Annotated in this window: 11 protein-coding genes and 2 pseudogenes; 4 read left to right on the top strand and 9 right to left on the bottom strand. The window is 59.2% G+C overall.

Translation table 11 applies throughout. The features are described from left to right. The first annotated feature begins 48 nt into the window (after positions 1–48). Positions 49–1,035, top strand: a complete 987-nt coding sequence (locus BQ8011_RS01395) for an MsnO8 family LLM class oxidoreductase (protein WP_072456914.1) — start codon at positions 49–51, stop codon at positions 1,033–1,035. A 93-nt stretch (positions 1,036–1,128) separates the two neighbouring features. On the opposite strand, the gene BQ8011_RS01390 is transcribed toward BQ8011_RS01395, so the two are convergent. After that, positions 1,129–1,725 carry a superoxide dismutase gene (locus BQ8011_RS01390; RefSeq protein WP_019126796.1) on the bottom strand — a complete coding sequence of 199 codons (597 nt, stop codon included), beginning with the start codon at positions 1,723–1,725 and terminating at the stop codon, positions 1,129–1,131. Between the two features lie 127 nt (positions 1,726–1,852). Continuing rightward, positions 1,853–2,818, bottom strand: a complete 966-nt coding sequence (locus BQ8011_RS01385; protein ID WP_072456912.1) for a DUF808 domain-containing protein — start codon at positions 2,816–2,818, stop codon at positions 1,853–1,855. 146 nt (positions 2,819–2,964) lie between these two features. On the opposite strand from BQ8011_RS01385, the gene BQ8011_RS01380 reads away from it, so the two are divergent. Further along, a complete protein-coding gene (locus BQ8011_RS01380) occupies positions 2,965–4,542 on the top strand; it encodes a DUF7059 domain-containing protein (RefSeq protein ID WP_072456909.1) in 1,578 nt (525 codons plus the stop codon). Positions 4,543–4,547: 5 nt separating this feature from the next. Continuing rightward, the gene (gene cls, locus BQ8011_RS01375; RefSeq protein WP_072456905.1) at positions 4,548–6,041 is read left to right on the top strand and encodes a cardiolipin synthase; all 1,494 of its coding nucleotides are present in this window, start codon (positions 4,548–4,550) and stop codon (positions 6,039–6,041) included. Positions 6,042–6,052: 11 nt separating this feature from the next. On the opposite strand, the gene BQ8011_RS01370 is transcribed toward cls, so the two are convergent. The 3 genes and pseudogenes from BQ8011_RS01370 to BQ8011_RS08895 all read right to left on the bottom strand — a co-directional run. Then, positions 6,053–6,319 (bottom strand): Txe/YoeB family addiction module toxin, encoded by a 267-nt coding sequence (locus BQ8011_RS01370; protein ID WP_072456903.1) that lies wholly within the window; start codon positions 6,317–6,319, stop codon positions 6,053–6,055. A 2-nt stretch (positions 6,320–6,321) separates the two neighbouring features. Further along, positions 6,322–6,585: a type II toxin-antitoxin system Phd/YefM family antitoxin gene (locus BQ8011_RS01365; RefSeq protein WP_072456901.1), complete on the bottom strand. Its 264-nt coding sequence runs from the start codon at positions 6,583–6,585 to the stop codon at positions 6,322–6,324. 138 nt (positions 6,586–6,723) lie between these two features. Then, positions 6,724–7,029, bottom strand: a pseudogene (locus BQ8011_RS08895) (AAA family ATPase); the annotation flags it as partial. A 24-nt stretch (positions 7,030–7,053) separates the two neighbouring features. On the opposite strand from BQ8011_RS08895, the pseudogene BQ8011_RS01360 reads away from it, so the two are divergent. Beyond that, positions 7,054–8,229: pseudogene (locus tag BQ8011_RS01360) on the top strand (phospholipase D-like domain-containing protein); the annotation flags it as partial. Between the two features lie 11 nt (positions 8,230–8,240). Here the strand turns inward: BQ8011_RS01360 and BQ8011_RS01355 are convergent. From BQ8011_RS01355 to BQ8011_RS01340, 4 genes are all read right to left on the bottom strand, one after another. Beyond that, positions 8,241–8,507 carry a Txe/YoeB family addiction module toxin gene (locus BQ8011_RS01355; protein WP_072456903.1) on the bottom strand — a complete coding sequence of 89 codons (267 nt, stop codon included), beginning with the start codon at positions 8,505–8,507 and terminating at the stop codon, positions 8,241–8,243. A 2-nt stretch (positions 8,508–8,509) separates the two neighbouring features. Further along, positions 8,510–8,773 (bottom strand): type II toxin-antitoxin system Phd/YefM family antitoxin, encoded by a 264-nt coding sequence (locus tag BQ8011_RS01350; protein WP_072456901.1) that lies wholly within the window; start codon positions 8,771–8,773, stop codon positions 8,510–8,512. A gap of 138 nt (positions 8,774–8,911) precedes the next feature. Next, positions 8,912–10,618, bottom strand: coding sequence for an ATP-binding cassette domain-containing protein (locus tag BQ8011_RS01345; RefSeq protein ID WP_072456898.1), 1,707 nt, complete (start codon positions 10,616–10,618; stop codon positions 8,912–8,914). A 456-nt stretch (positions 10,619–11,074) separates the two neighbouring features. Beyond that, positions 11,075–11,407 (bottom strand): DsrE family protein, encoded by a 333-nt coding sequence (locus tag BQ8011_RS01340; protein WP_072456896.1) that lies wholly within the window; start codon positions 11,405–11,407, stop codon positions 11,075–11,077. Positions 11,408–11,588 lie beyond the last annotated feature (181 nt).

Raw genomic sequence — 11,588 nt, 5'->3', positions numbered from 1 at the left:
AATAACCGTGTTTAAGTAGCGGATATTTTGTGAAATGGAAGGGTAACAATGCGCCTCTCAGCACTGGAACAGGTTCCGCTTTTTGATGGATCGACTCCGCATCAGGCACTGGAAGACATGGTGTCTTTGGCTCGCGGGCTGGAAGAACTGGATTTCCATCGCTTTTGGATCGCAGAGCACCACAACACACCGGTCTTTATGTCGTCCGCTCCCGAGCTGGTGATGGCTCACCTTCTGGATCGGACCTCGCGTATTCGCATTGGTTCGGGCGGCGTAATGGCCATGCACCAGGGCAGCTTGCAGATGGCAGAAAAGTTCTTCACTCTTACCACCTTGTTCCCTGGACGCGTCGACATGGGATTGGGGCGTGCCCCCGGCGGTGACATGATTTCTGCTCGCGCGCTCAACCAGGGGACAACGATCGATCCTCAATCGATCAATGCTCTGATTGATGAAACTTTGGCCTTCATGCGAGGGACTTTGCCGGAGGGACATCCCTACGCCTCGGTTGGTGTCTACCCGCGCCCCGAGGAGCTTCCCGAACTCTGGCTTCTGGGTTCTTCAGGGCAGAGCGCAGCTTGGGCGGGGACTCGAAACATGAACTATGCATATGCGCAGTTCTTTAGCGGCCAACAACAGCCCGAGGTCATGGACCACTACCGCGCACACCTGCCCGAAAACCTGAGTGAAGGCCAAGGGCAGACCCTTTCCGCGCTCGCGGTGAGCGCTGCAGCAACTGAAGCGGAAGCCCTAGAACAAGCACTTCCGGCATTGAGCTTCCGCATGTGTTTGCGACTGGGACGTCCCGTGCGATTCCAGCGCCCCGAGCAGATGAGCGCCGAAGACCGAGAAGATGCACTGCGATGGGCACAACGCGATCGTTCGATCATCATTGGCACCTACGACCAGGTTGCTCAAACGATTGCAAACTTTGCGCGGAATCATCGCGTTGATGAAGTCATGCTGATCAGTTACATCGCTGATGTTCAGCAAAAGCTTGCCCAGTATCAAGAACTCCAGACGCGCCTTGGATAACGCCTGTTGTCGGCTCTAAATCTTGTCAGTGGAGAATGCCGTGGCCCCCGCCTTTAGGCGGGGGCCACAAGCTTTAAAACAAATGAGCAGCGATCACAGGGCTGCTGCGAAACGCTGTGCGACGTTCTCCCAGTTCACAACGTTCCACCAGGCCTTGACGTAGTCGGCCTTGACGTTGAGGTAATCCAGGTAGAACGCGTGCTCCCACATATCCAGCATGAGCAGCGGAACAGTTGCAACGGGGATGTTGCCCTGCTGATCGGTCAGCTGGTAGGTCACGAGGCGCTTGCCCAGGGTGTCCCATGCGAGAACGGCCCAGCCGGAGCCCTGAAGACCGAGGGCTGCAGCGGCGAACTGTGCCTGGAACTTCTCGAAGGAGCCGAAGAACTCGTTGATAGCGTCGGCCAGATTGCCTTCGGGGCGAGAGGCGCCGTCGCCGGTCATATTCGTCCAGAAGATCGAGTGGTTGGTGTGGCCACCCAGGTTGAAGGCCAGGTTCTTTTCCCACAGGTTGATCGCGGCAAAATCGCCAGCTTCGCGAGCTGCTTCCAGCTTCTCCAGTGCGGTGTTTGCGCCGGCCACGTAGTTGGCGTGGTGCTTGTCGTGGTGCAGCTCCATGATCTTTGCAGAGATGTGGGGCTCCAGTGCCGCGTAATCATAGGGAAGTTCGGGAAGGGTGTAAATGCTCATCGGGCTCTCCTTACACTTAGGGGTTGATACCCCAAGACTAGTACTTAAGTCCCTATGTGTGAGTGCATAGGTGGGCGAGTTCACTCAGCGCTCAACGCACCACGCAAAAGGGAGAGGGGGGGAAGGCTCAGTGGCCTCGGCCTCGGCGGAAAAGATGGGAAACCCCAACAGCAACTCCGGTGATCAGCGAGCCGAGCACAATGCCAAACACTGCCGCACACGCGGTCTCAACAAGCCAGCCAAGGAAACCACCGCCCGAAGCGAGCGTGTGCTCAATCGTCGACACGACGTTGTGGAAGAAGCCGACGCCCACCTTCGCAAGGTTCTCGATGACGAGGTGTCCGCCCACCCACAGCATCGCAATTGTTCCAACGACGCCGATTGCGTTAAAAACCTTGGGCATCACGCGCACAATCCCACGGCCGATATTATCCCCGGGACCGGGGCGGTTATCGTCCGGATGCGTCGCGCCCTTGGCCAAGCGAAGCCCAAAATCGTCCATGCGCACCAGGACAGCAACGATTCCGTAGACAAAGAAAGTCATGAAGAAAGCGACCGCGATCAAGACCGCGACCCGGATCGACATGGACTCGGCGTTCAGTCCGTCCATGGAGACCAGCATGATTTCCGCCGAAAGAATAAGGTCGGTGCGCGAGGCTGAAGAAACGATGCTTTTTTCGAGGTCTTCCGCGCTTTGAGGGGCCGTATCTTCGGCTGAGTCTTCGTGTTCGGGAAGCCAGTGCAGGGCCTCGAGAACCTTCTCTCCGCCCTCAAAACACAGGTAAGCGCCGCCCGCAATGAGGAGGAAAGGCAGGACTTGCGGCGCAAACCACGTGAGCAGCAGCGCGACCGGCAGAATAACAACCAGCTTGTTGATTAACGAGGCCTTGGCGATTTTCCCGATAATCGGCAGCTCACGCTTGGGGGAAAGTCCGGAGACGTACTGCGGAGTGACGGCAGTGTCGTCGATGACGACGCCAACCGCTTTGGCCGATACCTTCACCGCGCTTGATGCAACGTCATCAATAGACGAAGCCGTTGCTTTTGCCAGAGTCGCAATATCGTCCAAAAGCGCTACCAGTCCGCCAGACATCCACTCATCCTTTTCCTTGGGGACACAGGCATTCTAATGGGCGAGCGGGACGTCCTGCGCGGTGGGGGAGCTCGTGGGAATATGTGCCTGAGAACTTGCGTGAATAAGTCGACGCAGATGCAGGTCAGGCGTGAGAAAGTAATGCTATGACGGAATCACTGATTGACACTCTTCCCAGTCCGACACCGGGATTGGAACCGGGATTGATCGCGCGCTTGGCAGCCGACCTGGGTGGCGCCGGGTGGAGTGTTGACGCGATGGAAACCATGATTAGCCCGACGGCGCGTGCTGCGCTCATGCGTAATCAAAGGGTTCCGGCCATTCGCGAACTTCAGCGGAAAGACTCTGCGGCAGCTGTGTTGACGCGCTTCTTTGTCTTGGGCTGCGCGGAAAGTGGGGATGTTCTTGCGCAGGCTCTGCCCACTCTTGGGGTCCACGGCGCGGTCGACTTGGGATTGATTTTTCCTGCACTCGATGCGGAATCGCCTTCCGGCCAGCAACTTTTCAAAGCAAATTACGACCTGCGTCCTCACGCGGCACAGCTTCACGGCGGCCTCAAAAACTGGTGGATCCTATCGGACCTGGGTGAAGATGTGACGGGTGAACCCATTCGCCCAGACCACGTTCTGGGAATCGGCGGCGCAACGACCTCGCTCTTGAAGGCAACACTTCGAACTCCTGTCGAATCCGCCTTGGATCTGGGGTGTGGATGCGGAATCCAAGCCTTGTATTTGGCCACACACGCTACTCGCGTTGTCGCAACCGACCTGTCGGTGCGAGCCTGTGAGATCACGCGCTTCAACGCCGCGCTTAACGGTGTCGAATTGGATGTTCGCCAAGGATCCCTTTTTGAACCGGTCGAAGGCGAAGAATTTGATCTGATCGCTTCGAATCCGCCCTTTGTCATCACCCCAGACTCGCTTCGAAGCTCAGGGGTCCTGGAGTATCGCGACGGCGGAATGAGCCGCGATCATCTGGTGCGCACGGTGATCCGGGAAAGCCCGAAGTACCTCAAGCCCGGCGGTGTTGTGCAACTCCTTGCGAATTGGGAGATTCCCGGACGTGTGGGACATCCTGATGACTGGGAACGTGTCGTGCACTCATGGGTTCAAGATCTTCCCGTTGACGCATGGATTGTGCAGCGCGACCGGCTTGATCCCGCGCACTACGTTGAAATGTGGCTTCGTGACTCGGGTCAGCAATTGCACCAGCGCGAAGACTACGAACGCGAATATGCCCAGTGGCTTGAAGACTTCGTCCAGGCAGGAGTCGTCGAAATTGGCATGGGCATGGTCGCCCTGCGAAAGCTCGATACGCCGCGCCCCGGCGTGTGCGAATGCGATGAACTCGAAGGGGGAGAATCCCCATCCGGAGAAGACGTGCAGCGCGCGCTTGCATCCTTGCGGCTTCCCGATGATCTCAGCGACCTTCACTTGTTCTTTGCTTCCGATGTGACGGAAGAACGACATTTCCTGCCCGGAGCGCAAGATCCTTCCGCTTTGGTTCTTCACCAAGGTGGCGGGCTTGGGCAATCGGTTGCCTCGACCACTGCTTTGAGCGCTTTGGTTGGCGCATCAGATGGTGAACTCAGCGTTGGTCAGATCTGCGGGGCTCTTGCAGCCCTATTGGAATGCGATTCCCGGCAGCTTCAGGACGAACTTTTCCCGCAGGTGCGCACCTTAATTCGGTGGGGATTCCTTCGAGTCGAATCGGATCAGGAGTAACTGCGATGCCCCTCCCCGCGCCTTTAACCCACCAGCCGCCCCTGTGGGTGTGGTTCCTTGTCGGCACATTTGAACTAGTGATCCGGCTGATTGCCTTGGGCGTCGTTCCGAAGCGGAGGCGCGCATCCACGTCTACCGCGTGGCTTCTGCTCATTTTCTTATGGCCAGTTGTTGGCGTTCCGCTCTATCTGATCTTCGGATCTTGGTGGGCGATGGGAAAGTCTCTGCGCTCTGATCCGAAGGCACACCAATTGGTGAAGGGCATTAACGGTGAAAACCCGCAGGAATCGGCAGAAAATGATGAAGGCAGCAGCGCTCTGCCTGAGCGAACGGCCTCGTTAATGCAGCTCAATAGGAAGCAGACTTCCTTCCCTGTTAGCAGCGGAGAAGTGGTTCAACTTCTCAATGACACCGACGAGACCTTCAAGGCAATGGCCCGTGAGGTTGATCGGGCGCAACACCACGTGAATGTCCTGTACTTCCAAACCTCATGGGATCAGTCCACTGATCCGCTCTACAAAGCCCTGGTTCGTGCCTGCGCTCGCGGAGTGAGCGTCCGTTTGCTGGTGGATCATCACGGGGTGCGAACAATTCCGGGTTGGCGCGACTTTTGCCGAGTCTTGGACGAATCCGGCATCCAATGGCGCATCATGCTTCCCTTCAATCTGTTCAAGGGGGAAATTCGACGGCCGGACCTGCGGAACCACCGCAAACTTCTGCTGATTGACGGTGAATTCGGTTTCATCGGTTCGCACAATATGGTGGCCGCGGACTATGACACTCCCGCCTATCAAAAAGCGGGGATTGAATACCACGACACGTCGGTTGAAGTGCGTGGCGAAATTGTTCGCCAGATGGAGGCAGTGTTCGCGGCGGACTGGTACTACGCCTCGGGCGAAGAGCTGACTGCCGACGATCTTAACCTTGACCAGGCAGAGCCAACCCCGGGCAAACCGATGCAGATCATCCCCTCAGGGCCGGCCTACCCGACAGAGCCCAACCTGCGGATGTTCGTTTCAATGATCTCGCAGGCGCATACGCATGTATCTATTGCCAGCCCGTACTTCATTCCGGATGAACCACTCCTAGCGGCGTTGACTGGCGCAGCGATGTCGGGGGTTGACGTCCATCTCTATGTTTCCGAGCAATTCGATCAGTTCTTGGTCGGACACGCTCAACGCAGCTACTACGGTTTTCTCTTGAAAGCTGGGGTAAAGGTTCACCTCTACGCTCTGCCCAATATGCTGCACTCGAAGTACGTTGTGGTTGATGGGGAGCTTGCGGCTATCGGATCATCCAACATGGATTACCGTTCCTTCGGCTTGAACTACGAAGTCATGCTGCTGGCCCACGACTCGCATCTTGTTGATCTTCTCCTGGAAAACGACCAGCGCATCATTGCGCGATCTCGTTTGCTCACCATCGACGAGTGGGAAGCGCTTCCCTGGTACAAGCACTACATCGATAACATCTGCCGCCTGGGCAGTGCGCTGCTTTAAAACTGCGGGGGCTACTGGCCGTAGTGATAGCGGCAGGAGATGATCCAGAGGGTTTTACCGTCGTCGCTGATCTGGTAGATCAGGCGGTGACGTGAGTCGATCCTGCGCGACCAATACCCCGAAAACTCGTAGCGGAGGGGTTCAGGTTTGCCAATACCCTCGTTTCCGTTGCTTTGGATGTCTTTGATGAGTGCGTTGATGCGCTTGAGGGTCTTGCGGTCCTCGAACTGCCACCAGACATAGTCGTTCCAGGCTTCCTCGTCCCACGTGATGTGCATACTCAGTCCTCGTCGGGCTCAACGAGGTCATGGACGACACCCTCACCAGCGCGGTGACGCGCGATCGATTCGCGCAGGTGACGGGCATTTGCAGGAGACTGCATGAGGTAGACGGTTTCCATGAGAGATTCGTACTCGTCGAGCGCCATGATGACGGCGCTTTCGTGGCCCTGGCGGGTGATGATGATTTCCTCGCGGTCGTTGACGACCTGATCGAGGACCTCGGCGTAGCGTGCGCGCGACTCGCTGTAGGTCATGGTCTTCATGGAGGTTCCTCACTTCGTCACGTATGTACAAAATATTGTACATATCCTGTTACTGTGTTCCCAGTCAGTGAGTGACGCGCGAGGGGACAGTGACTCCGTGCGATGTGGGACTGTTCGATGTGGGGGTCCTTGCTTCCCTCACGTCCCGCCGAGTTGATGGATTCTGCCCCACCAGCGGGTGATCAGCCACTCGTCGTGCGTTGAGATAACCAGGGTTCCCTCCCACTCGCGCATCGCCTCTTCGAGGGACTCCAGGGCGTTCAGGTCCAGGTAGTTCGTGGGCTCATCGATCACGAGGATCTGAGCGTCGGCCCGCGCTGCGAACGCCAGCTGTGCCCTGCGTTGGTTTCCCGCGGAGAGCTCACCGAGCGGCCGGTTCCACGCCGCTGGGGGAACGAATCCCTTCCCGGCCTCTCCGATGCCCAGGTACCACGCGTCTTCGGGNATGAAGGCAGCAGCGCTCTGCCTGAGCGAACGGCCTCGTTAATGCAGCTCAATAGGAAGCAGACTTCCTTCCCTGTTAGCAGCGGAGAAGTGGTTCAACTTCTCAATGACACCGACGAGACCTTCAAGGCAATGGCCCGTGAGGTTGATCGGGCGCAACACCACGTGAATGTCCTGTACTTCCAAACCTCATGGGATCAGTCCACTGATCCGCTCTACAAAGCCCTGGTTCGTGCCTGCGCTCGCGGAGTGAGCGTCCGTTTGCTGGTGGATCATCACGGGGTGCGAACAATTCCGGGTTGGCGCGACTTTTGCCGAGTCTTGGACGAATCCGGCATCCAATGGCGCATCATGCTTCCCTTCAATCTGTTCAAGGGGGAAATTCGACGGCCGGACCTGCGGAACCACCGCAAACTTCTGCTGATTGACGGTGAATTCGGTTTCATCGGTTCGCACAATATGGTGGCCGCGGACTATGACACTCCCGCCTATCAAAAAGCGGGGATTGAATACCACGACACGTCGGTTGAAGTGCGTGGCGAAATTGTTCGCCAGATGGAGGCAGTGTTCGCGGCGGACTGGTACTACGCCTCGGGCGAAGAGCTGACTGCCGACGATCTTAACCTTGACCAGGCAGAGCCAACCCCGGGCAAACCGATGCAGATCATCCCCTCAGGGCCGGCCTACCCGACAGAGCCCAACCTGCGGATGTTCGTTTCAATGATCTCGCAGGCGCATACGCATGTATCTATTGCCAGCCCGTACTTCATTCCGGATGAACCACTCCTAGCGGCGTTGACTGGCGCAGCGATGTCGGGGGTTGACGTCCATCTCTATGTTTCCGAGCAATTCGATCAGTTCTTGGTCGGACACGCTCAACGCAGCTACTACGGTTTTCTCTTGAAAGCTGGGGTAAAGGTTCACCTCTACGCTCTGCCCAATATGCTGCACTCGAAGTACGTTGTGGTTGATGGGGAGCTTGCGGCTATCGGATCATCCAACATGGATTACCGTTCCTTCGGCTTGAACTACGAAGTCATGCTGCTGGCCCACGACTCGCATCTTGTTGATCTTCTCCTGGAAAACGACCAGCGCATCATTGCGCGATCTCGTTTGCTCACCATCGACGAGTGGGAAGCGCTTCCCTGGTACAAGCACTACATCGATAACATCTGCCGCCTGGGCAGTGCGCTGCTTTAAAACTGCGGGGGCTACTGGCCGTAGTGATAGCGGCAGGAGATGATCCAGAGGGTTTTACCGTCGTCGCTGATCTGGTAGATCAGGCGGTGACGTGAGTCGATCCTGCGCGACCAATACCCCGAAAACTCGTAGCGGAGGGGTTCAGGTTTGCCAATACCCTCGTTTCCGTTGCTTTGGATGTCTTTGATGAGTGCGTTGATGCGCTTGAGGGTCTTGCGGTCCTCGAACTGCCACCAGACATAGTCGTTCCAGGCTTCCTCGTCCCACGTGATGTGCATACTCAGTCCTCGTCGGGCTCAACGAGGTCATGGACGACACCCTCACCAGCGCGGTGACGCGCGATCGATTCGCGCAGGTGACGGGCATTTGCAGGAGACTGCATGAGGTAGACGGTTTCCATGAGAGATTCGTACTCGTCGAGCGCCATGATGACGGCGCTTTCGTGGCCCTGGCGGGTGATGATGATTTCCTCGCGGTCGTTGACGACCTGATCGAGGACCTCGGCGTAGCGTGCGCGCGACTCGCTGTAGGTCATGGTCTTCATGGAGGTTCCTCACTTCGTCACGTATGTACAAAATATTGTACATATCCTGTTACTGTGTTCCCAGTCAGTGAGTGACGCGCGAGGGGACAGTGACTCCGTGCGATGTGGGACTGTTCGATGTGGGGGTCCTTGCTTCCCTCACGTCCCGCCGAGTTGATGGATTCTGCCCCACCAGCGGGTGATCAGCCACTCGTCGTGCGTTGAGATAACCAGGGTTCCCTCCCACTCGCGCATCGCCTCTTCGAGGGACTCCAGGGCGTTCAGGTCCAGGTAGTTCGTGGGCTCATCGATCACGAGGATCTGAGCGTCGGCCCGCGCTGCGAACGCCAGCTGTGCCCTGCGTTGGTTTCCCGCGGAGAGCTCACCGAGCGGCCGGTTCCACGCCGCTGGGGGAACGAATCCCTTCCCGGCCTCTCCGATGCCCAGGTACCACGCGTCTTCGGGGATTAAGGGGTCGCCGGGCCGCGGGAGCACCTGGGGCACGAGGACGACCCCGGAGGCAGCGTCGACGCATCCGTGCGCCCCGCTGGGGGCCCCGCGTGCGATCCACTCCAGCAGGGTGGTCTTGCCTGACCCGTTGGGCCCTGCGACGAGGAGATGCTCACCGTAGCGCACCTCGAAGGAGGTCGACTCGAGGCGTCCCTCCACCGACGCGCCGCGGACGGCCAGGGCGATCCCCATTGCCTGCGGGTGCGGTGACGTCCCGCCTGTGGTGGTCCTCATGGTGCGGGGGAAAGAGAACGCACCCTCGTCATAGCGGGGCTTGGGGACTTCGTGTGCTGCGAGGACCGACAGCCTCTGGGAGTCGTCGTTGATGCGCCTCGTCGAGGCGGCCTGGCTGCGGTCGGCGTAGTACTTCTGCGCCATCCTCGTCTCGGTGCGGGGTTTGAAGCGCGCATGCCCCACCACCGTCGAATCCCGCTGGTGAGATACGAGTCGGCGTTTCTCGGCCTGCTGATCCGCATGGATCGCGGTGTGCCGTGAGCGTGCGTCGGCCTTGTTGCGCAGGTAGTCCGAGTAGGATCCTCGTACCCTGTACGCCCCGAAGTCCGCGGGCTCTCCCTTGGAGATTGCCACCGCCCGCCACGGTGTCGGATCCAGGTCGAGCAGTGCCGTCGCCGTGCGCTCAATGAAGGCCCTGTCGTGGCTGGTCATGAGCACTGGCCCCTGCCAGTCGTCGATTGTGTGTGCCAGGTGCTCGCGCCCGTCATTGTCCAGGTGGTTCGTCGGCTCGTCCAGGACGAGGGCCTCCGGTCGCTCGACGAGGGTGAGGGCGAGGCGCAGGCGGGCACGCTGTCCCGGGGAGAGGGAAGCGAGGGGGCGGGAGCGGTCGAGGCCTCCCAGGTCGAGAGCCTCCAGGGTCTGTTCGAGGCGCGTGTCGATGGTCCACGCATCCCGCGTGATCATCGCCGCTAGGACGAGGTCGTACTCCGCTTCGTCGCGCGGAGAGGGGTCCCGGGTGAGGCGCTCGGTGAGGAAGTCGAAGCGCGCCGCCAGCTCGCGGGTGTCCGATGTGGCGGCATCGATGAGCTGTGCGACGGTGCGGGACTCCCTGTCCCCCGCGAGTGGAGGGCGAGACGCCAGAGGGACTCCCAGTGCTGACCGCGTAGCCGCGGGCCGATGAATTGGGGGAACTAGCTGGGTTGCGGAGAGTGCCGGGCCGGTGATCGTTCCGGAGTCCGGCTGGAGTCGGCCCGCTGCGAGGGCCAGCAGCGTTGACTTGCCGATCCCGTTTGGGCCGACGACGATGAGGCGGTCGGTGGGCCCACACGTGAAGGAGACGTTGGTGAGGACGGGCAGCGTGCCGTAGGAAAAGAAGACGTGGGAAAAGACAATCGTGGACATGACGCACCGAGGACAGAAGGAGTGGGGCAGGAGCGCGATGTCAGGAGTCCATGGGGACATTATAGCGGCAAAGGTGCGCAGGCGCGGCAGTTCTGCGTGGACATGGGCGCGTTCTCCCGGGGCTGTCTGACAAGACCAACGGCTTGCCGCCGGACGATATGAGCATGCGGGAGGACACCCGGACAAAATACTCCCCCACGTGCCCTCGTTGGGGCCCGCGGGGGAGGAAACAGCGACTACTGAGAGATCCTCAGAACAGCAGCGGCGCGAAGCCGGCAAGCCGATGGACATGGAGGCGCGGGTGCGCGCGTGCGCGCGACTCGGTGTAGGTCATGGTCTTCATGGATGCTCCTCACTTCGTCACGTATGTACAGAACATTGTACAGGGGTAGTTACCGTGTCTCTAGTCAGTGAGTGACGCGCGGGGCGTTGCCTCCGTGCGATGGCCGCTGCCGGTCACGGCTTGATGTACGTGGCCCCGTCCTTCGTCCACTCGCGGATCGCGGGGATGGCAGCGGGTACTTGTCCCAGCCACTCGGGTAGCGTGCCCTCGACGAACTCGTGGTTGGCCAGCGACCTGGCACAGGCGAAGAAGTCCACGCCAGCGTGGGCCGCTGCCTCCATCTGCGCAGTCCAGTCGTTTGCCCCTTGGAGCGCGTAGACTCCAGTGCCGTTCACGATGACGGTGATCCCGTGAGCCAGGCCGAGTTGTGTGAGATTGCCGAGGTTCGACAGCGCTGCGGGCCAGCGGGCGACATCTGAAACGTGGAGGATATAGTCGTAGCTCATAGTGCTCTCTTCTGTGGGAATAACGTGGCACGAGTGGAGTCCCCGTAGGGGTACGGGAAAAAGATACTACGCGGCGATGGGCGGCCTAAAGTGACCCCGGTGTCGTATTTTTGCTTTCTCACGTTCGAGTCGGTACTGGGCATTAGCAGCCTGGGCAGTGCATTGCTGTAAAGTCGTGTCC

This window comes from Actinomyces marseillensis (assembly GCF_900155605.1).
GTDB classification, from domain to species: domain Bacteria; phylum Actinomycetota; class Actinomycetes; order Actinomycetales; family Actinomycetaceae; genus Pauljensenia; species Pauljensenia marseillensis.
This window is presented reverse-complemented; position numbering and strand designations above follow the sequence as displayed.